General features: G+C 64.8%; 25 protein-coding genes and 1 pseudogene. 12 read left to right on the forward strand and 14 right to left on the reverse strand.

What is annotated here, in order from left to right; genetic code table 11:
* Positions 1-9: 9 nt before the first annotated feature.
* Together galK and galT are read right to left on the reverse strand one after the other, a co-directional pair.
* The gene (gene galK, locus M8J71_RS04625; protein ID WP_256246816.1) at positions 10-1197 is read right to left on the reverse strand and encodes a galactokinase; all 1188 of its coding nucleotides are present in this window, start codon (positions 1195-1197) and stop codon (positions 10-12) included.
* Complete coding sequence (gene galT, locus M8J71_RS04630) at positions 1194-2354, reverse strand: galactose-1-phosphate uridylyltransferase (RefSeq protein WP_256246817.1); 1161 nt, start codon at positions 2352-2354, stop codon at positions 1194-1196. Before galT ends, galK begins: the two co-directional genes overlap by 4 nt.
* 131 nt (positions 2355-2485) lie before the next feature.
* Between galT and M8J71_RS04635 the strand changes: the two genes are divergently transcribed.
* The 4 genes from M8J71_RS04635 to M8J71_RS04650 are packed head-to-tail and all read left to right on the forward strand — an operon-like array spanning position 2486 to position 6696.
* Entirely contained in the window at positions 2486-3445 is a 960-nt protein-coding gene (locus M8J71_RS04635; protein ID WP_256246818.1) for an aldose 1-epimerase family protein, read from the forward strand.
* A gap of 39 nt (positions 3446-3484) precedes the next feature.
* A complete protein-coding gene (locus M8J71_RS04640) occupies positions 3485-4828 on the forward strand; it encodes an AI-2E family transporter (protein WP_256246819.1) in 1344 nt (447 codons plus the stop codon).
* Between the two features lie 3 nt (positions 4829-4831).
* On the forward strand, positions 4832-6070 hold the full coding sequence (gene ilvA / locus M8J71_RS04645) for a threonine ammonia-lyase (RefSeq protein ID WP_256246820.1): 1239 nt from the start codon (positions 4832-4834) through the stop codon (positions 6068-6070).
* Positions 6071-6078: 8 nt separating this feature from the next.
* A complete protein-coding gene (locus M8J71_RS04650; RefSeq protein ID WP_256246821.1) occupies positions 6079-6696 on the forward strand; it encodes a rhomboid family intramembrane serine protease in 618 nt (205 codons plus the stop codon).
* 79 nt (positions 6697-6775) lie between these two features.
* On the opposite strand, the gene greA is transcribed toward M8J71_RS04650, so the two are convergent.
* Positions 6776-7270 (reverse strand): transcription elongation factor GreA, encoded by a 495-nt coding sequence (gene greA, locus M8J71_RS04655; RefSeq protein ID WP_163164261.1) that lies wholly within the window; start codon positions 7268-7270, stop codon positions 6776-6778.
* 142 nt (positions 7271-7412) lie between these two features.
* The gene (locus M8J71_RS04660; protein WP_256246822.1) at positions 7413-7880 is read right to left on the reverse strand and encodes a DUF4307 domain-containing protein; all 468 of its coding nucleotides are present in this window, start codon (positions 7878-7880) and stop codon (positions 7413-7415) included.
* Positions 7881-8009: 129 nt separating this feature from the next.
* Here M8J71_RS04660 and mca point away from each other — a divergent pair, with 129 nt between their 5' ends.
* Positions 8010-8915: a mycothiol conjugate amidase Mca gene (mca, locus tag M8J71_RS04665; protein ID WP_256246823.1), complete on the forward strand. Its 906-nt coding sequence runs from the start codon at positions 8010-8012 to the stop codon at positions 8913-8915.
* A gap of 199 nt (positions 8916-9114) precedes the next feature.
* Positions 9115-9264 (forward strand): hypothetical protein, encoded by a 150-nt coding sequence (locus M8J71_RS04670; RefSeq protein ID WP_256246824.1) that lies wholly within the window; start codon positions 9115-9117, stop codon positions 9262-9264.
* Here M8J71_RS04670 and trhA read toward each other — a convergent pair.
* Positions 9257-10015, reverse strand: a complete 759-nt coding sequence (trhA, locus tag M8J71_RS04675; protein ID WP_374114806.1) for a PAQR family membrane homeostasis protein TrhA — start codon at positions 10013-10015, stop codon at positions 9257-9259. The two genes, M8J71_RS04670 and trhA, sit on opposite strands and share 8 nt — an antisense overlap.
* Before the next feature lie 152 nt (positions 10016-10167).
* Here trhA and M8J71_RS04680 point away from each other — a divergent pair, with 152 nt between their 5' ends.
* On the forward strand, positions 10168-10929 hold the full coding sequence (locus tag M8J71_RS04680; RefSeq protein WP_256247058.1) for an isoprenyl transferase: 762 nt from the start codon (positions 10168-10170) through the stop codon (positions 10927-10929).
* A gap of 239 nt (positions 10930-11168) precedes the next feature.
* Positions 11169-12587, forward strand: coding sequence for a PhoH family protein (locus M8J71_RS04685; RefSeq protein WP_256246825.1), 1419 nt, complete (start codon positions 11169-11171; stop codon positions 12585-12587).
* 475 nt (positions 12588-13062) lie between these two features.
* Here M8J71_RS04685 and M8J71_RS04690 read toward each other — a convergent pair whose 3' ends face one another.
* Both M8J71_RS04690 and M8J71_RS04695 read right to left on the reverse strand, forming a co-directional pair.
* On the reverse strand, positions 13063-13710 hold the full coding sequence (locus M8J71_RS04690) for a GNAT family N-acetyltransferase (RefSeq protein WP_256246826.1): 648 nt from the start codon (positions 13708-13710) through the stop codon (positions 13063-13065).
* Positions 13711-13752: 42 nt separating this feature from the next.
* The gene (locus tag M8J71_RS04695; RefSeq protein ID WP_256246827.1) at positions 13753-14544 is read right to left on the reverse strand and encodes a hypothetical protein; all 792 of its coding nucleotides are present in this window, start codon (positions 14542-14544) and stop codon (positions 13753-13755) included.
* Between the two features lie 58 nt (positions 14545-14602).
* On the opposite strand from M8J71_RS04695, the gene M8J71_RS04700 reads away from it, so the two are divergent.
* Positions 14603-15157: a prepilin peptidase gene (locus tag M8J71_RS04700; protein ID WP_256246828.1), complete on the forward strand. Its 555-nt coding sequence runs from the start codon at positions 14603-14605 to the stop codon at positions 15155-15157.
* A 73-nt stretch (positions 15158-15230) separates the two neighbouring features.
* Entirely contained in the window at positions 15231-15701 is a 471-nt protein-coding gene (locus tag M8J71_RS04705; protein ID WP_256246829.1) for an NUDIX hydrolase, read from the forward strand.
* A 116-nt stretch (positions 15702-15817) separates the two neighbouring features.
* Here M8J71_RS04705 and M8J71_RS04710 read toward each other — a convergent pair whose 3' ends face one another.
* From M8J71_RS04710 to M8J71_RS04735, 6 genes and pseudogenes are all read right to left on the reverse strand, one after another.
* A complete protein-coding gene (locus M8J71_RS04710) occupies positions 15818-17425 on the reverse strand; it encodes an MFS transporter (RefSeq protein WP_256246830.1) in 1608 nt (535 codons plus the stop codon).
* A 103-nt stretch (positions 17426-17528) separates the two neighbouring features.
* Positions 17529-17951, reverse strand: a pseudogene (locus tag M8J71_RS04715) (MFS transporter); the annotation flags it as partial.
* Positions 17948-18619, reverse strand: coding sequence for a TetR/AcrR family transcriptional regulator (locus M8J71_RS04720; protein WP_256246831.1), 672 nt, complete (start codon positions 18617-18619; stop codon positions 17948-17950). The gene M8J71_RS04720 and the pseudogene M8J71_RS04715, both read right to left, overlap by 4 nt.
* A 157-nt stretch (positions 18620-18776) precedes the next feature.
* Positions 18777-20204 carry a class II fumarate hydratase gene (locus tag M8J71_RS04725; protein ID WP_256246832.1) on the reverse strand — a complete coding sequence of 476 codons (1428 nt, stop codon included), beginning with the start codon at positions 20202-20204 and terminating at the stop codon, positions 18777-18779.
* Positions 20205-20280: 76 nt separating this feature from the next.
* The gene (locus M8J71_RS04730; RefSeq protein WP_256246833.1) at positions 20281-20895 is read right to left on the reverse strand and encodes a carbonic anhydrase; all 615 of its coding nucleotides are present in this window, start codon (positions 20893-20895) and stop codon (positions 20281-20283) included.
* A gap of 10 nt (positions 20896-20905) precedes the next feature.
* Positions 20906-21586, reverse strand: coding sequence for a DUF4245 domain-containing protein (locus tag M8J71_RS04735; protein ID WP_256246834.1), 681 nt, complete (start codon positions 21584-21586; stop codon positions 20906-20908).
* Positions 21587-21820: 234 nt separating this feature from the next.
* Between M8J71_RS04735 and glpX the strand changes: the two genes are divergently transcribed.
* Together glpX and M8J71_RS04745 are read left to right on the forward strand one after the other, a co-directional pair.
* A complete protein-coding gene (glpX, locus tag M8J71_RS04740; RefSeq protein ID WP_176156781.1) occupies positions 21821-22843 on the forward strand; it encodes a class II fructose-bisphosphatase in 1023 nt (340 codons plus the stop codon).
* A 90-nt stretch (positions 22844-22933) separates the two neighbouring features.
* Positions 22934-23989: a lipid II:glycine glycyltransferase FemX gene (locus M8J71_RS04745; RefSeq protein WP_256246835.1), complete on the forward strand. Its 1056-nt coding sequence runs from the start codon at positions 22934-22936 to the stop codon at positions 23987-23989.
* 105 nt (positions 23990-24094) lie between these two features.
* On the opposite strand, the gene manA is transcribed toward M8J71_RS04745, so the two are convergent.
* Positions 24095-25363, reverse strand: a complete 1269-nt coding sequence (gene manA / locus M8J71_RS04750; RefSeq protein WP_256246836.1) for a mannose-6-phosphate isomerase, class I — start codon at positions 25361-25363, stop codon at positions 24095-24097.
* Positions 25364-25395: the final 32 nt, after the last annotated feature.

A 25395-nucleotide genomic window follows, 5' to 3' on the forward strand; every position in this document is an offset into this window, starting at 1 on the left:
GTGTCGGACCTAGGCGATCCGTATGGCGCCCGCCGCCGGCGTCACCGTGAAGATGTCAGGTGCGGTGAAGCCGGCACCGGCGAAAGCCTGGACGACGGCGTCGCGCACCTTTTGCTCCGCGCCGACCGGAGTGAGAGCAATGGCGGCGCCGCCAAACCCGCCGCCGGTCATCCGGGCACCAATGGCTCCATTCGCGCGCGAAGCCTCCACGGCCAAGTCCAGTTCGGGGCAGGAGATTTCAAAGTCATCGCGCATGGAGGCGTGGCTCGCGTCCAGGAGGGGGCCGATCGCCGCCGGCCCCTGGCCCGCGAGGAGGTCCACAGTCTGGAGGACGCGGTCATTCTCGGTGACCACGTGGCGCACCCGGCGGAACGTCACTTCGTCCAGCAGCCCGGCTGCCTCCTCGAGGTCGGCCACCTGCACGTCACGCAGTGCCTTCACTCCCAAAACCTCAGCCCCCAGCTCGCAGGATGCCCGGCGCGAAGCGTAGCCGCCGTCGGCATGCGAATGGGACACCTTGGTGTCAATGACCAGCATCACCAGGTCTGCCGGTTCCGTCTCAAACGGAACCAGGCTGACATGCTGGTCCCTGCAGTCCAGGAACACGGCGTGGCCCTTTGACCCCCGCAGCGAGGCGGACTGGTCCATGATTCCCGTGGGCGCACCCACGAAGTCGTTTTCGGCCTGCTGTGTGGCGAGGACCATGTCCTCGGCTTCCAGCCCTGCGCCGGTCAGTTCGTTCAAGGCGGAGATGACGGCGCACTCGATGGCGTGGGAGGAGGAAAGCCCAGCGCCCAGCGGGACGTTCGAGTCCAGCAGCAGGTCAACGCCCGGAACACCGATGCCCCGCTGCCGGAGCGCCCACATAACGCCCAGCGGATATTTGGTCCAGCCCTTGGCCGAACCAGGCTGCAGGGAATCCAGCGACGTGGTGACCACGCCCTGGTCGCCGTAGGTGGACAAGAGCCGCACGGTGTTGTCAGGGCGGACGGCTACCGCCACGCGGGCTGTCCGGTCGATGGCGAAAGGCAGGACAAAACCCTCGTTGTAGTCCGTGTGCTCCCCGATAAGGTTCACCCGCCCCGGCGCCTGCCAGACTCCCGCCGCGACCCCGCCGAACTCCCGGGTAAACCGGGCGGCGAGGTCTTCGACAGCAGTGCTTTCCGGTGCGGTCAGCGGGTCAGATGCGGCACTCAAGCGGGGGCTCCTTCGGGCAGGGCTGCCCGAAAGGCAGCCGGGGAGGGTGTTGAAGCTGGAACGGTGACATTGCGCAGGCGCTCCGCCACGCTTTCCGGGGTGGTGTCATTGATAAAGGCTCCCATGGCTGCCTCCGACCCCGCGAGGAACTTGAGCTTGTCGGCGGCACGCCGCGGCGACGTCAGCTGGAGGTGGAGATAGCTTGCGGGACGCAGCAGTGCGTCCAGCGGGGCCTGGTGCCATGCGGAGATGTACGGCGTGGGTGTGGGGTAGAGGGCATCCAGCCGCTTGAGCAGATCAAGGTAGACGTGCGCCAGTTCATCCTTTTCCTCCCCGCTCAGCGCCGCCAGGTCCGGAACCTGGCGGTGCGGAACCAGGTGGATCTCGAGCGGCCAGCGCGCCGCAAACGGGACGTAGGCGCTGAAGTTTTCGCCTTCCATGACCATCCGGCTGCCGTCCTCGCGTTCAGAGCGCAGCAGTGAGCCGGTGAGAGTTTCACGGCCGTCCGCCGCGTCGAAGAACTTCCGGGCAGCGGCGCCGAGGACGCCGGCGCGCGGGGTCACGTAGGGGTAGGCATAGATCTGGCCGTGGGGATGGTGGAGAGTGACGCCGATATCCGCGCCACGGTTTTCGAAAGGGAAAACCTGTTTGATTCCCGGCAGGGCACTCAGGGCAGCGGTGCGCTGCGCCCATGCCTCAATCACTGTGCGGGAGCGGGCTTCACTCAGACCGCTGAAGGACCCGGTGTGTGCCGGGGTGAACGCCACCACTTCGCAGCGGCCGTAAGCCGGGCCCGTTGTTCCCCAGGCCGCTTCCGCGGGCACGGTGCCGAGAGCGGGACCGAGGGACGGGAAGCGGTTTTCGAACACCACGACGTCGTAGTCGTCAGCCGGTATCTCCGATGGATTGCTGGCCGTGGTGGGGCAGATCGGGCATTGGTCTGCGGGCGGGAGGTGGGTGCGGCTTTGGCGGTGGGCTGCTACCGCCACCCATTCATCGGTGAGGGCATCGAAGCGGACCTCACCCGGCTCGCCCCTGGGAGGCAGGGCACGGTGGTCAGTGGTTGTGTCAGCGGTCCGCGCTTTGGAGGCATGGGCGTCGTCAAAATAGATCAGCTCCCTGCCATCGGAGAGCCTGGTGCTGGTAATTCCCGTCATGAAACCCGTCCTGTTGGTATCGCTGCAACTTAACACCATTGTGCCACGGTTCGCCCAAAAAGGAATAGAAACTAACAAAATGCAACAAGTCTTGAATGCATGCAGCCGGGCCGCGCTGTACGGTATTGCTCATGACTTCCGATTCACCCCTCGAAACCAGCGTCGCTTCAGGCTACCGGGCGTATGCCACCGGCCGGCAGTACGAACTCCGCCGGGGAGACGCCTTGGCAGTGGTCACCGAACTGGCCGCCGGACTCCGCTTGTTCAGCAGGTCCGGCGTCCAGCTGACGGAAACGTACGGCGACGATGAGATCCCGCCCGGCGGGTCAGGGATCACGCTTGCGCCGTGGGCCAATCGCGTTGAAGACGGCACCTGGTTCCTGGACGGCAAGAAGCAGCAGCTGGCCATCACCGAGGTGGCACGCAACAACGCAAGCCACGGACTCCTCCGCAACGCCTCCTACGCGCTGGTTGATGAGTCCGAACATTCCGTTACGCTCGAGGCCACCATTTTTCCCCAGCACGGTTACCCCTTCCTGGCGCGCCACCGGGTGCAGTACCTCCTCACCGAAGACCTCGGCCTTGTTGTCCGCCAGACGCTGGCCAACGATTCCAAAAAGGCGGCGCCGTTCGTCCTGGGTGCCCACCCGTATCTGCGGCTGGGGGACACCGCAGTTGAGGAACTGGTGTTGACCGTGTCCGCTGACACCCAGTTGCTGGCAGACGAGCGCCTCATTCCGCGCGGCAGCGCACCCGTCGAGGGTGACACCGACTTCCGGGCGGGTCTGCATGTTGCCCCGCTGAACGTGGACGTCGCCCTGACCGGCCTGCAGTTCGAAGGGGGGAAGGCACGGCACACTCTGGCGGCTCCGGACGGCCGGCAGGTGAGCCTCTGGCAGGACGAATCCTGCCAGTACGTCCACGTCTATGTCAGTACCCTGTACCCGGGCCGCAGCCGCGCGGTGGCTGTTGAACCCATGACCGGTCCCGCCAATGCGTTCAACTCCGGCGACGGCCTCCGCTGGCTGCAGCCGGGGGAATCCTTCACGATGTCGTGGGGTATCGACTACAGTTCCGGTGCCGCCGGCTAGCAGTTTCCCATTAGGCCGTGGCTGGGGAATTATTAGGCTATGACGCCAGCCGAGGATCCCGTTTCGCCCGACCCTCAACTTCCCGTACGGCAACCATCCGCTGCACCGGCAAGCGGGACGCCGCCGCTGCGCGTCCTGACGGACCGTGAACTGGACAAGGACATTCCCTACGGAGTGCGCATCGCCGCATCATGGGCCTGGCGCCTGGGACTCATCCTCCTTGTGGGCGGCGCCCTGGTATGGCTGCTGCGGGGAATCAGTTTCCTCATCATCCCGGTAATGGTCGCCGCCCTCCTGGCCGGCCTGCTGAGCCCTGTGGTGGGCTGGCTGAAACGCCGCCGGGTCCCGGGTGGCGCTGCTGTGGCCATCACGGTGGTGGGCTTCCTGGGCCTGATCGGCGGATCGCTGGCGCTGGTGGGCAGGCAACTGGTCGCGGGCTTCGGGGAACTCTGGTCCGAAGCGCTGACCGGTATCCGGCAGATCCAGAACTGGTTGTCCGAGGGGCCCCTCCACCTGACGGCCGACCAGATCGATAAGTACCTGCAGGAGGCCAGTACGGCGCTGCAGGACAACACCAGCAATATCCTCAGCGGGGCACTGTCCTTTGGCAGCAGCGCAGGACATTTCGCTGCGGGATTGGTCCTTGCGCTCTTCGTCCTCATCTTTTTCCTGCTCGAGGGTGACCGGATCTGGGCGTTCCTCGTCCGGCTGCTGCCACGGAAGGCGCGGGCGGCGACGTTCGGGGCCGGGCGCAAGGGCTGGGCTTCGATGGTCAGCTATGCCCGTATCCAGATGTTTGTGGCCTTCGTGGATGCTGTGGGCATCGGCCTGGGTGCGGCGATTATCGGCGTCCCGCTGGCGCTGCCCCTGAGTGTGCTGGTGTTTATAGGTTCGTTTATCCCGATCGTTGGCGCCCTGGTGACCGGTGCCATCGCAGTACTGCTCGCGCTGGTAGCCAACGGCCCCATCAACGCCCTTGTTATGCTCGGAATCGTGCTGCTAGTCCAGCAGCTGGAAAGCCACATCCTTCAGCCACTCGTGATGGGCAAGGCGGTAGCCCTGCATCCGGTGGCAGTGATCCTCTCGGTAGCGGCCGGTTCCTACCTGGCCGGAATTCCGGGAGCGCTGTTCTCGGTGCCCATTCTCGCCGTCGCAAATTCGGCCGTTCGCTACATCGCCGCCAGAACGTGGGAACATGAACAGGTGTTGGCATCACCTGCAGGCTCGGTGGCTGCCGGCGCCGGCCCGGACAACACCATTACGCGTGTCGACCCGCCGGACGCCCTCAAAGGCGGCAAGGACGCCGCAGCCAGCACCGACGCAGAACAACCTGGCGCCCGTTCCAACGACGCGGCGCCGGGGCCGAAATCCAGAGGAGATTAGTCCGTGAACATCCTTGAAACCCTTCCCGTCACGCTGGACGATGTCCTGGAGGCGCAGAAGCTGCTCGACGGGATTATTGCGCGGACCCCGGTGGAATCATCACGGGCGCTGGGTGCCCTCGTCGGCGGGGACGTCTACTTCAAATGCGAAAACCTCCAGCGGGCAGGATCGTTCAAGGTCCGCGGCGCCTACGTGCGGATGGCGCGGCTGTCCCCGGAAGAGAAAAAGCGCGGCGTGGTGGCCGCGTCCGCAGGCAACCACGCCCAGGGTGTGGCCGTGGCAGCCAAGAGCCTCGGGATCAAAGCCCGCATCTACATGCCCCTGGGAGTAGCCCTGCCGAAACTGGCTGCCACCCGCAGCCACGGGGCAGAAGTTATCCTGCACGGGCACAATGTCGACGAAGCGCTCGCCGAAGCCCAGCGGTACAGCAACGAAACCGGAACTGTCTTCGTCCACCCGTTCGACAACGTGGATGTCGTCGCAGGCCAAGGCACGCTGGGACTCGAAATCCTGGAGCAGGTACCCAACGTTGACACCGTGCTGATGGGCGTGGGCGGCGGGGGACTCCTGGCGGGTGTCGCCGTCGCCATCAAAGCCCGGGCCAGGGAACTGGGCCGGGAGATCCGTATCATCGGCGTGCAGGCGGAGAACGCTGCTGCGTATCCGCCCTCACTTGCTGCCGATGCACTCGTTCCGTTGAAAAAGGTGTCCACCATGGCCGACGGCATTGCCGTCGGCCGCCCGGGGCAGCTTCCCTTCAGCATCATCCGTGAACTGGTGGACGACGTCGTAACGGTCAGCGAAGACTCTCTGGCACGTGCGCTGATTTTCCTCCTGGAGCGCGCGAAGATGGTGGTGGAGCCTGCCGGCGCTGTAGGTGTGGCCGCACTCATGGACGGCAAGATCGAGAACCCGGGCACCACGGCCGTGGTCCTCTCGGGCGGCAACATCGACCCCATGCTGATGCTTAAAGTCATCCAGCGGGGCCTCTCCGCAGCCGGGCGTTACATGACCGTCCGCATGATGCTGGACGACAGGCCGGGTTCGCTTGCCACCATCGCCCGGATCATCGCCGAGAACGACGCAAACGTCACCGGGCTGGACCATACCCGGGTGGGCGGGTCAATCAGCATGGGCGACGTCTCCATCACCGTCAACCTGGAAACCAAGGGCCACGAGCACTGCGAGCAGGTCCTGAGCGCGCTCCGCGCCGAGGGTTTCCAGCCCATAGTGGTGCACTAGGACGCGCCATGGCCGGACTGACGGGAAGCGGAGGCTGGGAGCGGCGGACCATTGCCGCCCGGGCAAAAGGCGGACTGCTGGTGCTGGGCGGCTTTGTTGCCCTCCTGTTCGCCATAGAACTGTTCAACGCGCTGATGCTGCGTTCATTGAACCGCACATTCGGCCTGCGGCCCAGAAGCGCCGACGGGCTGCTGGACATCTTCACCTTCCCGCTCCTGCACGCCAACCTGAACCACCTGCTGTCCAACAGCCTGCCGCTGATAATTTTCGGCTTCCTGGTCTTCCTCTCCGGACTCCGGGTCTTCCTGACGGCGTTGGCCTTCAGCTGGCTCGGATCAGGGCTGACAGTCTGGCTGATCGGGAATGGCGGCATCACCGTGGGCGCTTCCGGCCTGGTCTTCGGACTGTTCTCTTTCCTGCTGGTCCGGGGCTTTTTCAACCGCAGCTGGCGGCAGATCCTGCTGGCCGTTGTGCTGTTTATGGGCTACGGCAGCATCCTGCTGGGCGTCCTCCCGCTGGTTTCGGGCTTCGTCTCCTGGCAGGCACATCTCGGCGGCGCAGCCGGGGGAGTGGTGGCCGCGCTGCTCCTGCGGCCCCGCAAAGATGCAGCAGACACCAGGTCCTGACCTCCGCCCGGAGCCTTCCCCATTAAAGTGAAACGCTGGCCGCCCTTCCGGACGGCCAGCGTTTCTTAAAGGCCTGCGCCTATGCCGCGTACGGCTTGGCGGAAAGGATTTCCACTTTGATGTCCTTGCCGTTGGGCGCCGTGTAGCTCAACGTGTCGCCTTCCTTGTGCCCAAGGATGGCGGCACCCAGCGGAGACTTCTCGCTGAAGACGTCAAGATCGGAATCGCCTGCGATCTCGCGGGAACCGAGCAGGAAGGTCTCTTCGTCACCGGCAATCCTGGCGACGACGATCATGCCGGGTTCCACGATTCCGTCATCTGCCGGAGACTCGCCAACGTGGGCGTCCCGAAGCAGGGCCGTCAGCTGGCGGATGCGGGCCTCGATCTTGCCCTGCTCCTCCTTGGCCGCATGGTAGCCGCCGTTTTCCTTGAGGTCACCCTCTTGCCGGGCTGATTCAATTTTCTGGACGATCTCCGCCCGGCCAGCGCCGGAAAGGTGGTCCAGCTCTGCCTTCAGGCGGTCAAAAGCTTCCTGGGTAAGCCAGGCTGCAGCTGCGCTGTTGGTGGTAGACACGGACTTCTCCTCTAATGGTCCTACATGCAAAAGACCCCGCCACGGTGGCCACTTGTGGAACAGTAACCAGCTCAGCGGGGTAAAGGTATTGCTCCATTGTAGTCAATCCTGTGGATTTAACCCAACAAGGAAGCGGCGCGCATCACATCTTCTGCCCGGAGCCGCCGGAAATCCAGCAGCTGTCCACCACGCCGGATACGGACTGTGACTCGGTCCTGACCGGGACCCGCTGCGAAACCGTTCGCCCGCCGTCGGCCGTACCATTTGCCTCCGAAGGCGGAATGTCCACAACTTTCCACCCCACCACGGCGTATTTGGAATCCAGCGCCTTGATGGCGCACTGCACCGAGGTTCCAGGTTGCCGGGTCACCTGGAAGTCCACCTCAGCAAGCGTGGCGTCCGTGGTGACATAGCCGATGTCCTTGAAGCTCACCTCAGTGAGGGCATTCGACGTGGAAACCCAGGCCATAAAGCCGATCCCTGCGGCCAGGGCGGCGCCCCCTATCGTGCGCTTGGCGGCAGGGGAGAACCGGCGCTTTTTAGCACCATAACGATTGGCTAGGCTAGTGTTCGCGGGCTCGGAATGGGCCGGCTGGTCCGGGGAAGTCACCAGACCAGTTTAGTGCCCCTTCCGGCGGAGCTTTCCCGGCCGGTGGCATAGCAGGCCTTGCAGTCCCCGCCCGTTCAGCAACCGTTCAGCAGCCACAAGCCGCAATGAAGAATAAGGAGCCGTCCTTCGATGACAGCGTCCAGTAACTCCCACGCACCGCTCCGGCTGCTCGCCGTCCATGCCCACCCCGACGACGAGTCCAGCAAGGGTGCGGCCACAATGGCCATGTACGCAGCGTCGGGGGTGGAGGTGATGGTGGCCACCTGCACGGACGGCTCGCGGGGGGACATCCAGAACCCTGCTGTGGAAGGCGAGCCCCATCCCAAGCGGGACATGGCGGGTGCCAGGCGCCTGGAGATGGAACGGGCAGCCCGGATCCTGGGGATCAAGCAGCGGTGGCTGGGCTTTGTGGATTCGGGCCTGCCCGAAGGTGATCCGCTTCCGCCCCTGCCGGCCGGGTCCTTCGCCACCCTGCCGCTGCACCATGCGGCCGCCCCGCTGGTCCGGCTGGTGCGCTCCTTCAAGCCCCACGTCATCCTCAGCTATGACGAGAACGGCGGCTATCCGCACCCGGACCACATCATGGCGCACAGGGTTGCCGTTGAGGCTTTTGACGCGGCCGGTGACCCTGCCCGTTATCCGGACGCTGGCGAACCCTGGGAACCGGGCAAGCTGTACTACGACCGCGCCTTCAGTCCGGAACGATTCCGTGCGCTGCATTTCGCCCTTGAGGAGGCGGGCCTCCAGTCCCCTTACGCCGAGCGGCTCGCGGCATGGCTGGAGTCCGACGCCGAAGGCCACACTCCGCCGCCTGCCTCCCATCTCACCACCACGCAGGTGGACTGCGGAGACTTTTTCGAAGTGCGCGACGACGCCCTGCGGGCACACCGTACGCAGGTGGATCCGCTGGGGTTCTTCTTTGCCGTATCCCCGGAAATGCAGCGCCGGGCGTGGCCCTGGGAAGATTACTCACTCATCCAGTCCCGGGTGCCGTCCGAGCTCCCGGAGAAGGACCTGTTCGCGGGGCTAAGATAGGGCGGCAGGCATTGCTATGCCGTGTAGAGGATGCGCCCGGATCCGGGCGCCGATGTGCTGCCTGCTGACACCCGTGCCGTAGAAGGTGCATCGTCTGCTCCTCATCCTGGCTGCCAACCCCCTCGCCCCCTGCCCCCGCCCTCCTTGCGTGGGGGCCTCTCCGAGGGCCGGGCGGGCGCCGGGCCTCATGGGCTTCATCATGACGGCTTTCTTCGTGGTAGCCACGGCCCTGGTGGAGGAGGAGCGCCTCGCCGCGGCCACTGCCGCCGACATTGAAAGCGGCGGAGGCCTTATCCGGCCCGTGGTGCCGGCTGGCAGGTACCGGGCAGCCCGTGGCAGCGTTAGCTGAGCACTGCCAGGGCTATGGCTGTGAAATGCGTAGCGAAGGCCACCACGGTCAAGGCATGGAAGAGTTCGTGGAAGCCAAAGTGGTGGTAGCTGATGTTGGGCTTTTTCAGGGCGTAAAAGACCGCGCCGGTGATGTACAGCACGCCGCCCACGCAGATGAGGACGGCGGCGGGCGCGCTGGCCTGGAAAAACTGCGGAAGATAGAACAGCGCGCCGCAGCCGAGGGCGATGTAGATCGGAACATACAGCCAGCGGGGTGCCTGGGTCCAAAGCAGCCGGAACAACACGCCAAGAATTGCACCCGACCAGATTACCCATAGCAGAAGGATGGCCTGGGCCCGTTCCAGCAGGGTCCAGGCGAGCGGCGTGTAGCTGCCTGCGATCACCAGCATGATGTTGGTATGGTCCAGCCGCTTGAGCGTCATTTTTACCCGCGGGGACCAGTTGCCTCGGTGGTACACGGCGCTGACCCCGAACAGCAGCACTCCAGTGGCCGCGTAGATGGCCGACGTGATCTTGCGGTCAACGGTCGGAGCCAGGAGGACGAGGACAATCCCCGCCGCGAGTGCCAGTGGAGCCGTCACGGTGTGGATCCAGCCGCGCCACTTCGGCTTGATCATCAGGAGCTCGGCCAGGCGCACGGCTGCGTCGTCCATGGGGGAGGTGCCGGCGTTCGTATCCGGGCTGGCTCCCGCGCCTGCAATGTCCTTGGGCTGCGGCGTCCGGGGACCGTCCGGGGTGTCGCTGTTCATGGCTCCAGAATAACTTACGGGCCGGTGAGTTACCCATGAGTAACAAGGGATTGGTGCAGGGCGGCGCGCAGAAGACCGTCCCCGTCCGCGCCGGACGGTAGCCTAGGATGTGCAAGCCGAACGTACAGCAAGGAAGTCAGGTGAGAGGCCGCGTGGAGTTGCCCGGGTTCCTCTATGGCTTTTACGAGCGCCGGCTGCTCAAGGACCTCGCGCGCGACCGCATCCCCCGGCACATTGGTGTGATGGTTGACGGCAACCGGCGCTGGGCCAAACAGTTCAACGCGCCCACCAGCCAAGGCCATCAGGCAGGCGCAGACAAGGTCCACGAATTCCTTGGCTGGTGCCAGGAACTTGGGGTCAAGGTGGTCACGCTATACATGCTGTCCACCGACAACATGAACCGGTCCAGCGAAGAACTGGACCTCCTCATGGGCATCATCGCCAACACCCTGGACCGGCTTGACGACGACGCGAACATATCAGTGCACGCCATGGGTGCACCTGAGCTGCTGCCGGACTATCTTGCCGAGCGGCTGAACAAGCTCACGGCACGCACCCCGGTCCGGGAAAAGATCCATGTCAACGTGGCGGTGGGGTACGGCGGACGCCGGGAAATCGTTGACGCCGTGCGGGAACTGCTGCACGACGCCGTCGCCAGGGGCGCCGATATTGGCAAGCTCGCCGACGACCTGTGCGTGGACGATATCTCCCGGTTCCTCTACACCCGGGGGCAGCCGGATCCGGACCTGGTGATCCGCACGTCCGGCGAACAACGGCTCTCCGGGTTCCTGATGTGGCAGAGCGCCTACAGCGAGTTCTACTTCTGCGAGGCGCTGTGGCCGGCATTCCGCAAAGTGGACTTCCTGCGCGCCCTCCGGGACTATGCAGGCCGGCAGCGCCGCTTCGGCACCTGACATTCCGGGTTCACCGACAGTTCACACGGCTGCAACAGGAATCGCCGCGTAATGGTTGCGGAAATTACTTCCGATGGATTTACGTTATATCCATCAGCAGGCAAAACCGCCGGCTGATCGGGGAGGCCAGTACATGGAGCGAGACATCGCACCGGGTGTATGGGAGGCCGGACCCGGCCTCTTGGCCGAGCCGCCTCACCACTAACAAATCCGGGCATGCGCCCGGGGCTGGAGTCGATGTGGCTACTTCTGAACAACTGCCCGAGGTCCTTTTCGGCCAGGGCGGGAAAGCTACCTCTCGCGCCATGCGAGCCACGTCAGAAACCGGCGCAGCGAAAGATGCTGCGGCCGGTTTTGCTGTTTCCGGAAGGGAAGCCAACATCCACACCTTCGTGATCGACACCTCCGTCCTGCTGTCCGACCCGCGCGCGCTGCTGCGCTTTGCTGAGCATGAGGTGATCGTGCCGGTGGTGGTCATTACCGAGCTTGAGGCCAAGCGGCACGACCCTGAACTTGGCTACTTTGCGCGGAAGGCGCTCCGGCTCCTTGACGATCTTCGGGTCAAACACGGCGGCTTGAGCCAGCCGATCCCCATCGGCGACGACGGCGGCACCCTCATGGTGGAACTGAACCACATCTCCGCCGAGGTGCTGCCGCTGGGGTTCCGCAGCGGCGACAATGACAGCCGTATTCTCGCGGTGGCAAAGAACCTCGCAAACGAAGGCAGGGACGTCACCGTGGTGTCCAAGGACCTGCCCATGCGGGTCAAGGCTTCAGCCATGGGGCTTACCGCCGACGAATACCGCAACGAGTTGGTGAAGGACTCCGGCTGGACCGGCGTGGCCGAGGTGGAGGCCGGCGAGCAGGAGATTTCCACGCTCTACGGCCACGAACCCGTGTTTATTCCGGCGGCAGCGGAACTGCCCGTCAACACCGGCCTGGTCCTGCTGTCAAACCGCGGCTCCGCGCTCGGCCGGGTAGGCCCGGACAAGCAGGTCCGCCTGGTGAAGGGCGACCGCGACGTATTCGGACTGCACGGACGGTCCGCGGAGCAGCGGCTCGCCATCGACATGCTGATGGATCCCGCCGTCGGCATCGTCTCCATCGGAGGCCGGGCAGGCACCGGCAAGTCTGCCCTGGCCTTGTGCGCCGGCCTGGAAGCGGTTCTCGAGCGCCGGGAGCACCGTAAGGTGATCGTTTTCCGGCCCCTGTACGCCGTGGGCGGCCAGGAACTTGGCTACCTGCCCGGCTCCGAGTCCGAAAAGATGAACCCCTGGGCGCAGGCGGTTTTCGACACCCTCGGGGCGCTGGTCAGTCAGGAAGTGGTGGAGGAGGTCATGGACCGCGGCATGCTCGAGGTTATGCCCCTCACCCACATCCGCGGGCGCTCCCTCCACGACGCCTTCGTGATCGTTGACGAGGCCCAGTCACTCGAAAAGAACGTCCTGCTGACCGTCATGAGCCGCATCGGCCAGAACTCGAAGATCGTCCTGACCCACGACGTCGCCCAGCGCGACAACCTCCGCGTCGGACGCCACGACGGAATCGCCGCCGTCGTCGAAACCCTGAAAGGACACCCCCTCTTCGGCCACATCACCCTGACCCGCTCAGAACGCTCGCCAATAGCAGCCCTGGTCACGGAACTGCTCGAAGGCTAAGTCACGTAGACGAGGGGCCGTTGCTGGGTTCCGCCGGGCAACGGCCCTTCGCCGTCGCTTAGACACGCCACATAGGGGCACCTGCGGTCGCTGAGCGACCTCCGGCGCCCGATGCGCCGCGATGCGCTCCTACGCGAAGGACCGTAACCCGACGTGTGCGCGCCCGCACTGACGTGGGCCTTGGCACGCGTCTGGTCCCAGGGCATCGCCGAGAAGGACCGAGGCCACACCAGCTGGAAATCTCGCACTTCCCGACCACCTACAAGCCGGACGCCTCGGCACACGTCCGGTCCCAGTGCTTCGCGTAGGAGCGCATCGCCGACCAGAGCGTTGCTTAGGTCGCCCAGCGACCGTAGCAGCGCGGCGGGAGGTGTCTAAGCGACGGCGAAGCGCTGGGGGCGGACGAACCCAGCTGCGGCGAACCTAAGCGACGGAGAAGGACGGTGGCATGGCGAACCCAGCCACAGCAAGGAGCTCAGGTGACCTTCAGGAACGCAGCTGCAGGTTCATGGCCGCTAACTTGGAGTTCCCAGTCGGGGCGTTTGAAGGTCTCCGGGGTGAGGCGGACGTGCTGGACTGTTTCGACCTTGGTGCCCCAGGCTTTCCTGGTGGTGCCGTTCAGTTCGTAGCCGAGGGAGCGGGAGACGCCGAGGGAGGCTTCGTTCCACGTCGCTGCTTCGGACTCTGCTACTTCGGCGCCCAACCAGTCAAAGGAATAGAGGGCGACGGCGGCGCGCATCTCCTTGCCCAGGCCGCGGCCCTGCATTGACTGCTTAAGCCAGGAGCCTGTGGTGACGGTTTTGAGTGCGGCGAAGTCCTTGGCGCCGACGTCCTGGCAGCCGATGAAGGCGCCCTCGTGCCAGATGCCCAGGAGCAGGGTCCAGGATTCGGGGGAGCATTCGGCCCGGCAGCGCCAGTACCAGCGGGCCATGTTGGGCGCCAGTTCATCTGCCGGAAGCTCTGTCCACGGAGTGCTGAACGGGCTCCTGCCTGCCTCGTGGATGCCGCTCTGCGCTGCTGCAACGGCCGCAGGAATTTCCTGGTCCTGGATGGGGCGGAGTTCCAGCCGTGGTGTGGCCAGCCTCAGGCCGAAAAGTGGCCAAACGTCGCTCAGTGATGTCATCAGCGAAGCCTAGCCGATGCGACCTGCTGCGGCTTGTAACAGTCAGGCAGGGACCTCCCAGGGGATGTGCTGCCGGACGTCGGTGAGATTCATTGACTGGGCCAGGAAGAGGTCGTCCAGCATGTACTCGTCCACCGCGAGGATGCGCAGCCAGTGACCGTATCCCTCCCTCCCGGGCTCCAGGGACTGACTCGCCACGCACACACCAGTGCCCAGGTCCACCCGGATCCGGGATCTGCCGGGAAGGCACAGCGGCGCTGCCGGATGGGCGGGATGGTATGCGGCTGTAGGGACCACAACTGCTTCAAGGACAGGGCGTCCTTCGTGCTCCTGCTGCTGGACTTCCTGTATTTCCACCGCATTGCTGCCGGGAAACTCCAGAGGCACAGGGGCGTTCCCGGCCACTTCCACGGGATCCAAGGCCGCGGAGAACCGCCCGTTGCCGAATCCTGGCTCGCCGTAGGCTGCTTCCGGCCGCCTGCGCACCAGGCCATGGTCGTCGTAAACGGGCGTCACCAGGTGCGGTGGCAAAAGCCAGGACTTCCGGGTGGCACTGACATAGAGGCCGTCCCGGGAATCGTTGATTCCTGTGGTGCTGTGCAGGACAAGTCCGTCCGCGGTTTCAAGACGGAGTGCGCCTGGCCGCCGAAGCCACGCCCGCACCAGGGACGCCGTCGGGCTAGGCGCATCCGCGAAGGGCTCATCCCAATACTCAAAGCGCAGGGACTGCCATTTCCAGGGCGAGGACGTGCAAAGGTTCCGGAACAGGGCAGGGTGCGCGGCGGCTGAAGTGCTGGCCGGATCCATCCGGTGCCGGGAGTCCCACGTCGCCATATCCACAGTTTACGCGTGGGCGGTGCGGCGGCGGGCGGAAATCCAGTAGCATCCGAGGGTGATCCAACGACTGGGCGAACTATGGCAGGACACCCCGCTGGCCTTCTGGCTGGTGCTCGCTGCCTGCGCCTACTTCGCGGTTATGGCCGTCCGGCTCACGGTGATTGACGTCCGGCATCACCTCCTGCCCAATCGGATCGTCTTCCCCTCCTACGCCGTGGCCGGTGTCCTGCTCCTCGCGGCAGCGGCCTTTGCCGGAGCCGGGGCCGGCGCAGGCCATGGCACTGCAGGTTCCCTGGCGGGACTCATGGCTGTACCGGCGCTCCGGGTTGTGGCCGGAGCCGCGATCCTGTGGCTCTTTTACTTCATACTGCGGTTCGCGTATCCGCCCGGCATGGGTTTCGGGGATGTGAAACTCGCTGGGGTCCTGGGGATGTACCTCGGTTATCTCGGCTGGGGGCACCTGTTTGCAGGTACTTTCCTGGCGTTCCTCCTCGGCGGGCTCTGGTCAATCGCCCTTCTGGCTGCACGCAGGGGGACGCTGAAATCGTCCATCCCGTTCGGTCCGTTTATGCTCGCCGGTGCCGCTGCGGCCATGCTGCTGCCGGCATGACCCAACCTGCCACGTGGCCCTGAACTTACCTCCGTGCCGGTACAGCGGCCTGTCAGTTCGGTAGGCTGGCGGGATGCCTGCGCCTGACTACATCCTGAAACTCCGCAAGAAAATCGGCAACGATCCGCTTTGGGTTCCCGGCGTCCGGGGCGTAGTGATCGATGATTCGGGACGTGTCCTGCTCGCCCAGAGGGCCGACAACAAACAGTGGGCGCTGGTCAGCGGAATGCTGGAGCCGGGAGAGGAGCCAGCGCGAGGCCTGGTGCGGGAGATCTTTGAGGAAACGGCTGTCGTGGCGGAACCGGAGCGGCTTGTGTCTGTGGGGGCTGTAGGCCCGTTCACTTACCCCAACGGCGATGTGTGCGAGTTCCTGGACGTGGTGTTCCGCTGCCGCTACGTCTCCGGGACTGCCCGCGTGAATGACGACGAATCCCTGGCGGTCGGCTGGTTCGGCGTCAATGAGCTCCCTGAGCTGATGCCCGGGCACCTCACCAGCATCCACCGCGCCCTCGCTCCGGCCGACGCCGCCCACTTCGAACCCTGACCGTTGACACTCAGGAATCCGCCTCGGGACAGCGCGGGGGCGCCGCAACCCCCAAAGATTGCGGCGCCCCTGCTGGCTTTCAGCCGGCGGCATGCAGGCTGGCGGTACGACGGCGGTCAGTTGCGCTGGGAGACCAGCTCGCCGTCGTCGTCTTTGGCATTGTCCGGCAGCCCAGCGGCCGCCGGCTTTCCCTCCGACGCTGACACCGGCAGACCGGCGGCAAGGCGTTCGGCCTCCTCGCCGCCCACGGCTTCGCCGCGGGCCACCATTCCGGCAGTGTCCGACAAGGGGATTTGCTTCAGCGTGACGGCCAGGATCAAGGCAACCGCGATGAACGGGATCAGGTACCAGAAGACCGGGGCGAGCGACTCGGCGTAGGCGTTGACGATTGCATCACGCAGCTGGTCCGGAAGCTGGCTCAGCGCCTGCGGGTCCAGGGTACTGGTGGATTGGGCAGCCTGGTCCGCCGACGCGCCTGCACCGGTGAAGGCGCTGGTGAGGGACTCGGAGAGGCGGTTGGTGAAAATCGCGCCGAAAACTGCAACACCCATGGCGGCGCCCACTTCACGGAAGTAGTTGTTGGTGCTCGTGGCGGTGCCGATCTGGTCCGCGGGGACGGAGTTCTGCACCACTAGGACCACTACCTGCATGATCAGGCCCAGGCCGGCTCCGAAGATGAACAGCTGGACGCAGATGACCCAGATGGGCGTACTGGTGCCGGAGGACATCTGCAGGAACGTGGGGACGAAAGCAATCGCGGAGAACATGCCCAGGCCAAGGGTGAAGCCGATGGCCGTGGCGTTGACGAAGATCCGGTTGCGGAACAGGCTCAGCGGGATGATCGGATCTTCGGCCCGGCGCTCCACCACAACGAAGGCTGCGGCGGACAGGACCATGCCGGCACCAAAGGCCCAGGTGAGGGGGGAGTCCCAGCCCTCGTCCTTCTTTCCGCCAAAGTCGGTGAAGAAGATGAGGCAGGTGGTGGCTGCGGACAGCAGCACCACACCCAGGATGTCGATCCGCTTTTCAGCCTTCTTGTTCGGCAGTGTCAATGTGAACCAGGCGATGGCGAAAGCTGCGATGCCGATGGGGATGTTGATGTAAAAAGCCCACTCCCACGTCAGGTGGTCCACGAAGAATCCACCCAGCAGGGGGCCGGCCACGGCGGAAAGGCCGAAGATGGCGCCCAGCGGCCCCATGTACTTGCCGCGGTCCTTGGCCGGCACGATGTCGGCAATGATGCCGGAGGACATCTGCAGGAACGTGGGGACGAAAGCAATCGCGGAGAACATGCCCAGGCCAAGGGTGAAGCCGATGGCCGTGGCGTTGACGAAGATCCGGTTGCGGAACAGGCTCAGCGGGATGATGGGATCCTCGGCCCGGCGCTCCACCATAACGAAGGCTGCGGCGGACAGGACCATGCCCGCACCAAAGGCCCAGGTGAGGGGGGAATCCCAGCCCTCGTCCTTCTTGCCGCCAAAGTCGGTGAAGAAGATGAGGCAGGTGGTGGCTGCGGACAGCAGCACAACACCCAGGATGTCGATCCGCTTTTCAGCCTTCTTGTTCGGCAGTGTCAGTGTGAACCAGGCGATGGCGAAGGCTGCGATGCCGATGGGGATGTTGATGTAAAAAGCCCATTCCCACGTCAGGTGGTCCACGAAGAATCCACCCAGCAGGGGGCCGGCCACGGCGGAAAGGCCGAAGATGGCGCCCAGCGGCCCCATGTACTTGCCGCGGTCCTTGGCCGGCACGATGTCGGCAATGAGCCACGGCGGAAAGGCCGAAGATGGCGCCCAGCGGCCCCATGTACTTGCCGCGGTCCTTGGCCGGCACGATGTCGGCAATGATCGCCTGCGAGAGGATCATCAGGCCGCCGCCGCCCAGGCCCTGGACGGCCCGGAAGATCACGAAGCCCCAGAAATCCGTGGCAAGGGCACAGCCCACCGAGGCGAGCGTGAACAACGCGATGGCTACAAGAAACAGGTTCCGCCGGCCGAGGACGTCACCGAACTTGCCGTAAATCGGCATCACGATTGTGGTGGCGAGCAGGTACGCGGTGGTGATCCAGGCCTGGTGTTCCACGCCGCCCAGTTTGCCCACGATGGTAGGCATCGCGGTGGAGACGATGGTCTGGTCCAGGCTCGAGAGCAGCATGCCGGCGATAAGCGCCGAGAAGATGATCCAGATACGTTTTTGGGTGAGCAACAGGGGACCCGCTGCTGTTGTCCTCTTACTGACGGCGATACTCATGGTTGTCCTTCTGCGGCGGGGATTTCAGGGTGCCCGAGGGGCTGGGAGAAGAGTGTGCTGGCGGCCGTGATGTTCTCCATCAGCAGATCCCGGTAGGGCCGGGTGTTGCCGTCGGAGAAGTAGGCCATGCTGCTCTTGCGGGCGATGGTGCCCAGCAGCACCACAGCCATCTGCACCACGGGATGGTCGGCGGCTACGCCTTCACGGCGGGCGACGTCCCGGGCGAACTGGGCTTCGCGCTGTTCGGTGATTCCGATGATCCTGAGGATCAGCTGGGGTTCCTTCTTAACCACGGCGATCAGCTGCCGGGTTTCCTCCTCGGAGCCGGCCATGTCCTCGGAAAGTTGCAGGGAGAGCCGCACCAGGTCCTGGAACAGGGTGGGGGAGATCTCGCCGGGAGGGGACGAGGCGCCGCCTTCGATGAATTCCGCGATGACGTCGGCGGGGATGTCATCGTCCGCGTGGCCGATGATCGCATCTTCCTTAGTGGGAAAGTAGTTGAAGAACGTGCGGCGGGAGATGCCGGCGCGCCCGCACACTTCCTCCACCGTGTAGCCATTAAGTCCCCGTTCGCCCGTCAGTGCCCGTGCCGCGGCAGTGATGGCTGCACGTGTAGCGGCGCGCTTCCGTTCACGGAGGCCGCCTACAATAACTGCACTTTCATTCACAAAGTAAAGTTTTGCACTCATCCCCTATTGGTGCAACTTTAGCTGACCTAGAGGCTAATTGGAGGGGAAAGCAGTACGACGACGGCCGGTACCTTTCGTGTGAAAAGTACCGGCCGTCGTCGTAAGCGGGGCCGCCGCAGGCAGGTGGCGCTGGGGCTTAGGCCTTGTGGGCAGGGGCGGTCATGGTGGTCACGTCCAGGGCCTTCTCAAGGTCGGCTTCGGAGACCTTGCCTTCGCCGTCACCCACGAAGCCGAGCTTCTCTGTGGCCTGGCGGACGGTGAGGCCTTCGGCCACGGCCGTCTTGGCGATCTTGGCCGCGTTCTCGTAGCCGATGTACTTGTTCAGCGGCGTCACGATGGACGGGGAGGCTTCGGCGAGGAAGCGGGCGCGCTCCACGTTGGCGGTGATGCCGTCGATCATCTTGTCCGCCATCACGCGGCTGGTGTTGGCCAGCAGGCGGATGGACTCGAGCAGGTTGGAGGCCATGACCGGGATGCCAACGTTCAGCTCGAAGGCGCCGTTGGTGCCGGACCACGCGATGGCGGTGTCGTTGCCGATGACCTGGGCGGCCACCATGATGGATGCCTCGCAGATGACCGGGTTGACCTTGCCGGGCATGATCGAAGAGCCCGGCTGCAGGTCCGGAATGGCGATTTCGCCGAGGCCGGTGTTGGGGCCCGAGCCCATCCAGCGGAGATCGTTGTTGATCTTCATGAACGAGATCGCGATGTTGCGCAGCTGGCTGGACGCCTCGATGAGGCCGTCACGGTTGGCCTGGGCCTCGAAGTGGTCGCGGGCCTCAGTCAGGGGCAGTCCGGTGTCCGTCGCCAGCAGTTCGATGACCCGCTCCGGGAAGCCGGCCGGGGTGTTGATGCCGGTGCCCACGGCCGTGCCGCCCAGGGGAACCTCGGCGACGCGGGGGAGGGAAGCGTTAATGCGCTCAATGCCGTAGCGCACCTGTGCCGCGTAGCCGCCGAACTCCTGGCCAAGCGTCACGGGTGTGGCATCCATGAGGTGGGTGCGGCCGGACTTCACGACGTCCTTGAACTCCACGGCCTTGCGCTCCAGTGACTCGGCCAGGTAGCCGAGGGCAGGAATGAGGTCGTTGATCAGGGCGGACGTCGCTGCTACGTGCACGGACGTCGGGAAGACGTCGTTGGAGGACTGCGAGGCGTTGACGTGGTCGTTCGGGTGGACCACCTTCTCGCTGCCGGCGGCCTTCAGGGCACGGGTGGCAAGCTCGGCGATGACCTCGTTCGTGTTCATGTTCGAGGACGTGCCGGAGCCGGTCTGGAAGACGTCGATGGGGAAATCACCGTCGTACTTTCCGGTGGCCACCGCATCAGCGGCGTCTGCGATGGCCTTGGCAAGCTCGCCGTCGAGCACACCCAGTTCAGCGTTGGCCTGGGCGGCAGCCTTCTTGACCCGGGCCAGCGCTTCAATGTGGGCACGTTCCAGAGTCTTGCCGGAAATAGGGAAATTCTCCACTGCCCGCTGCGTCTGCGCGCGGTACAGTGCGTTCACGGGGACGCGGACTTCGCCCATCGTGTCATGTTCAATGCGGAACTCTTCAGTGGAAGTCATGGGGCTAGCTTAGGGCGATCCGGCACCCCATCGAAAACCGTGAAGAGCATGCTACGGGCGGGTTTTTACCCCCGCCCTACAGCTCACCGATCCCGGAAACAACGTTGGCGCGCCCCTCCGCCAAGCTGTACGAGAGGCCGATGACCGCGGTGCGACCGCTTTCAATTGCGTCCGAAATCACACGTGAGCTGTCCACCAACCGTTTGGATGTCTGCTTGACGTGCTCTACCACCATGTCGTTGACCTCATGCTTGTCCTGGCGCATGGAGGTGAGGACCGACGGCGTGATGCGCTCCACCAGGTCGCGAATGAAGCCCGGGGGCATCTCGCCGGTGTCAACCGCGGCCTTGGTGGCGCTGACGGCACCGCAGCTGTCGTGTCCCAGGATGGCGATCAGCGGTACGCCGAGCACACCCACGCTGTACTCCAGCGAGCCGAGGACGGCGTCGTCAATAACCTGCCCAGCCGTACGGACCACAAAAACGTCACCCAGTCCGACGTCGAAAATGATCTCGGCGGCGAGCCGGGAGTCCGAGCAGCCGAAAATCACGGCGAACGGGTGCTGGTTCTCCACAAGCGAGGACCGGCGCGAGGAGTCCTGGTTCGGGTGGGAGGACTGGCCGGCGACGAAGCGTTCATTTCCTTCGCGCATCCGGCGCCAGGCAAGGGCAGGAGTCAGATAGGTAGTCACCTTGCTTACTTTAGGGGGCGGTGGTGGCCGCAGGTGAAACTGTGACGGCAGGATTGCTGTCCAGGGACTTCACGACGGCGTCTGCCAGGGTGCCGAACTCGTCCAGCGGGGCGGCGCCGGTGAGGATGACCGTGGTGCCGCGGTATTCCAGCACCATTGATTTCTCACCCTTGCCAGTATCGCGGAGCTCCCATTCCCGGCCGCCTGCGTTGCGGGAGCCGGTAACAGGGGCATTGTTCGTTTGCTGAAGCAGCCAGGTGGGGTTGGCCGTACGGGTCTGGACCAGTCCAATGAAGGACTCCTTCGGCGTTATGTAGCCGACCTCCCATGCAGGCACGCCGCTTCCCGTGCCCCCTTCCCATCTGGCGTAGTTGGGCCGGAAGGAGTTGCCGGTGTCCGGCGCTACCGGCGTGAATCCTGCCACGTCCGTTGCATTCCGGGCCGCGGCGCTGACGTCTATATTGGGTCGGTAGCCGTCGCTCTTCGGGGAGGGGTTCATCAGGATGATGGGCAGGAACGCGGCGATGCTCAGCACCAGGGCAATGATCATGCCGATCACTGAGGCGTTGGCCCGCTTGGCTGCCGCCGCCGGAATGACAGGCTTGACCGGGCCCTGCCCTCCGGCCGCGCTGGATCCGCTGTTGCTTCCGGATCCTGCTGGTTCGGGGGAGGGACTGGTCTTTTCCTGCATTTCATTCACCCCTCTATAGTCGCCCATGCCGGTCCGCAACTCACACTCGGTCCGCCGGGGCCGCTGCCGCTCCGGCAACTACCCCCGGACTACATTGCGCGGCCGCGTCATCCCGCAGCCGGAACCCGGTGCCGCGACTATGATCGATATCAGAGGAATCACCGCGCGGCTGTTCCGGCTGGGCGGGTTCAATGATCGCCACTCGAAGAAGAGGTTCACGTGTCACCAGCGTCCATGACCCAGAAGTACTCCACGATCTCCCCCTCCCTGGCGGTGGGCAACGATGAGCCGGACCGCAACCTTGCCCTCGAGCTGGTCCGCGTTACCGAAGCGGCAGCAATCGCCGGCGGACACTGGGTAGGCTTCGGCGACAAGAACACGGCCGACGGCGCTGCGGTTGACGCCATGCGCTCCTTCCTTCAGACCGTCCACTTCAACGGCGTAGTGGTCATCGGCGAAGGCGAAAAAGACGAAGCCCCCATGCTCTTCAACGGCGAACGCGTGGGAGATGGCACCGGTCCGGAATGCGATGTGGCAGTGGACCCCATCGATGGAACCAGGCTCACCGCACTGGGCATCAACAATGCCCTGGCCGTCCTGGCTGTGGCCGAGCGCGGATCGATGTTCGACCCCTCCGCCGTGTTCTACATGGAGAAGCTGGTCACCGGTCCTGAAGCCGCGGACATGGTGGACCTCCGCCTCCCCGTGAAGCAGAACCTGCACCTGATCGCCAAGGCCAAGGGCGTCAAGGTCAACCAGCTCAACGTTATGATCCTCGACCGCGACCGCCACCGCCCGCTGGTGGAGGAAATCCGCGAGGCCGGCGCCCGCACCAAGTTCATCATGGACGGTGACGTTGCCGGCGCCATCGCAGCGGCCCGCTCGGGCACTGGCGTGGACGCCCTGATGGGCATCGGCGGCACCCCCGAGGGCATCGTGGCGGCTTGTGCCATCAAGTCGCTGGGCGGCGTCATCCAGGGCCGGCTGTGGCCCACCAGCGACGAAGAGAAGCAGAAGGCCATCGACGCCGGCCACGATCTGGAACGGGTCCTCTCCACCAACGACCTCGTCTCCAGCGACAACTGCTACTTCGCTGCCACCGGCATCACCGACGGCGACCTGCTCAAGGGCGTCCGCTACTCCAAGGACAAGGTCCTGACCCAGTCCATCGTGATGCGTTCCAAGTCCGGCACCATCCGCTTTGTTGACGGCGAACACCAGGCCAGCAAGTGGGAAGGCTACGCCCGCAAGAGCTGATCCATAGCCGCCCACGCCAAACGAAGCCCCGGAAAGCGCCCAGCGCATTCCGGGGCTTTGGCGTTAATGCGTTGGTATAGGGTTTAAGCCATGATTCCAGCTGTTGTGCCCTGTACTGACCGCGCCCTTTGGGACGAATACGTCGACCGGTTCCAGGGGCACCCGCAACAGCTCTGGGGCTGGGGTGAGACCAAGGCCATGCACGGCTGGTCCGTAGACCGGGTGCTGCTGAACGATGGCGACAACACCATCGGCTGCGCCCAGCTGCTGATCCGGCGGCTGCCGCTGCCCTTCCGCGCACTGGTCTACATTCCCCGCGGGCCCATGTGTGCGCCGGAGAATACCCAGGCCGTCCTCGACAGCCTTGCCGGGCACGCCGCCGCCCGCCACCGCGGAGTGGCCCTCAGCATTGAACCGGACTGGGACCAGGACTCGCCGTACGCGGCCGCGGTGAAAGATGCAGGGTTCCGTTCATCCACCAATACGGTACTGATCCCGCGCACGCTGATCCTTGACCTCAGCAGGTCCGATGACGAACTCATGGCTGACATGTCCAAGTCCACCCGTGCGAACATCCGCAAGTCGATGCGCAGCGACGTCGAGTTCCGCAAGGTGAAGAATGACGCCGAACTTGAGCAGGTGCTCGCGATCTACCACGAGACGGCCGAACGCGCCGGGTTCGGGATCCACGAGGACCAGTACTACCGGGACATCTTCCGGAACATGGGGGACGGCTCACCCATAATCGGGGCCTTCGACGGCGAGCAGTTGCTGGCGTTCGTCTGGCTCGCCAAGAGCGGTTCCACCGCTTTCGAGCTGTACGGCGGTGTCTCCGCGGAAGGGCAGAAGCAGCGCGTCAATTACGGTGTGAAATGGGCGGCCCTGCAGGCGATGCGCGAGGACGGCTGCGGACGTTACGACTTTAACGGCCTCCTCAACGACGGCATCTCCGACTTCAAAAAGCAGTTCGCGAAGCACGAGAACATGCTCCTGGGAACCTGGGAGAAGCCGCTCTCCCCGCTGTACCCGGCATATGCGCAGGCCATGCCCCTGGCACGCCGCGGACTCCAAACCGCACGCCGGCTCCTGAAGACTGCTGCCGGGAAGGTCCGTCCACTGATCCAGAGGGTGCGCCCGGGCAGCTAGCAGCGCCAGGACAGTTGGCAGCGCCAGGACAGCTGGCAGCGCCAGGACAGCGCCAGGAACAAGGGCGACGACGGCACCCGCCATGGTGCCGTCGTCGCCCTTTTGCTAGGCGCGGGCGAGACCCTCCCGCAACCCGGTAGTGACAGCGAATGCCAGCGCGGGTTCGGTACTGCCGGCTACCGGATGAACATTGACGGGCGCCTCGGCGGCAGCCAGGAAAGCGCTCCCGCCCCGGGACAACTGGAGGTCGCCCTTGGGTGAATCCAGGTAGACGTTTCCGGCAACCACGATCACCACTGCCGCGCCGGACTGTGCCAGCGGGACAGGCCCTGCTTCCGGGGTGAGTTCAATGCGCTGCAGCTGGAACTCCTCGAAAGGCGGTCGGAAGAGTTCCTGGTCCATGACGGTCCGCTCGGGCTCAAGCATCGGCACGGCCACGGGGTGGAAATCGATGGTCCGCAGCAGTTCGGGGACATCAATGTGCTTTGGGGTGAGTCCGCCCCGCAGGACGTTGTCAGAGGACGCCATGACTTCAACGCCAAGGCCATGCAGATAGGCGTGGACATTCCCGGCCGGCAGGTAGACCGCCTCACCCGGCTCAAGCGAGATACGGTTCAGCAGCAGCGAGATCAGGACTCCCGGATCGCCGGGGTACTTCTCATTAAGGCTGATGGCCGTTGAAAGTTCGGCGTCGTAGGGAGCCAGCGGGGTTCCGGAAAGCAGCGCGGCCACCACCAGGGCCGTGTCCTCAGCCACGGACGTGCCGCCGGAGATCAGGCGCTCGAAGGCCTTCCGCAAACCGGCGCCTTCGTTGCTGTCCTCAAGATCCGCCAGCAGTGAGCTGATCAGCGCGGGCGGCTCGCCCTCCACGGCGTCAAAGGCTGCGGCCACGTGCTGGAGGATCTCCCGGGCCTGGCCCGCCGGGCGGAAACCGCATAGGGCCTCAAACGGCGTCAGGGCAAGAATCATCTCGGGCTTGTGGTTGTCATCCCGGTAATTCCGGTTGGGGGCGTCGGCGGCGAGGCCCTGGGCGTTCTCCCGTGCGAAGCCCGCCTTCGCCTGCTCCAGGCTTGGGTGGACCTGCAGGGAGAGCGGCTGGGCAGCCGCCAGAATTTTGGCAAGGAACGGCAACCGCGGACCAAACCGCGCCACGGAGTCCGCGCCGAGGAAATGCTCGGGGTCGCCCGCGATCAGGGCATCGAGGGTGACCGTGGACCCGTCATCGGGCACGTGGGCCATGGATGGTGAGTCCGGATGCGCGCCAATCCACAACTCTGCTTCCGGTCCGCCAGACTCCGGCCGCCCGAGCAAGGCGGCGATCGCCGTCGTCGATCCCCAGGCATAGTCCCGGAGGACATTATCAATCTCGTACAAGGCAGTGTCCGTTTCCTAGGTAGGTCTGATGT

Source organism: Pseudarthrobacter sp. R1 (assembly GCF_024494415.1).
In the GTDB taxonomy this organism is placed as follows: Bacteria; Actinomycetota; Actinomycetes; order Actinomycetales; family Micrococcaceae; genus Arthrobacter.

Coding starts and splice junctions, on each gene's coding strand:
- galT (WP_256246817.1), bottom strand. CDS start 2,354: ATGACGGGAATTACCAGCACCAGGCTCTCCGATGGCAGGGAGCTGATC.
- M8J71_RS04635 (WP_256246818.1), top strand. CDS start 2,486: ATGACTTCCGATTCACCCCTCGAAACCAGCGTCGCTTCAGGCTACCGG.
- M8J71_RS04640 (WP_256246819.1), top strand. CDS start 3,485: ATGACGCCAGCCGAGGATCCCGTTTCGCCCGACCCTCAACTTCCCGTA.
- M8J71_RS04650 (WP_256246821.1), top strand. CDS start 6,079: ATGGCCGGACTGACGGGAAGCGGAGGCTGGGAGCGGCGGACCATTGCC.
- mca (WP_256246823.1), top strand. CDS start 8,010: ATGACAGCGTCCAGTAACTCCCACGCACCGCTCCGGCTGCTCGCCGTC.
- M8J71_RS04670 (WP_256246824.1), top strand. CDS start 9,115: ATGACGGCTTTCTTCGTGGTAGCCACGGCCCTGGTGGAGGAGGAGCGC.
- trhA (WP_374114806.1), bottom strand. CDS start 10,015: ATGAACAGCGACACCCCGGACGGTCCCCGGACGCCGCAGCCCAAGGAC.
- M8J71_RS04690 (WP_256246826.1), bottom strand. CDS start 13,710: ATGACATCACTGAGCGACGTTTGGCCACTTTTCGGCCTGAGGCTGGCC.
- M8J71_RS04695 (WP_256246827.1), bottom strand. CDS start 14,544: ATGGCGACGTGGGACTCCCGGCACCGGATGGATCCGGCCAGCACTTCA.
- M8J71_RS04705 (WP_256246829.1), top strand. CDS start 15,231: ATGCCTGCGCCTGACTACATCCTGAAACTCCGCAAGAAAATCGGCAAC.
- M8J71_RS04710 (WP_256246830.1), bottom strand. CDS start 17,425: ATGGGGCCGCTGGGCGCCATCTTCGGCCTTTCCGCCGTGGCCGGCCCC.
- M8J71_RS04725 (WP_256246832.1), bottom strand. CDS start 20,204: ATGACTTCCACTGAAGAGTTCCGCATTGAACATGACACGATGGGCGAA.
- M8J71_RS04735 (WP_256246834.1), bottom strand. CDS start 21,586: ATGCAGGAAAAGACCAGTCCCTCCCCCGAACCAGCAGGATCCGGAAGC.
- glpX (WP_176156781.1), top strand. CDS start 21,821: ATGACCCAGAAGTACTCCACGATCTCCCCCTCCCTGGCGGTGGGCAAC.
- M8J71_RS04745 (WP_256246835.1), top strand. CDS start 22,934: ATGATTCCAGCTGTTGTGCCCTGTACTGACCGCGCCCTTTGGGACGAA.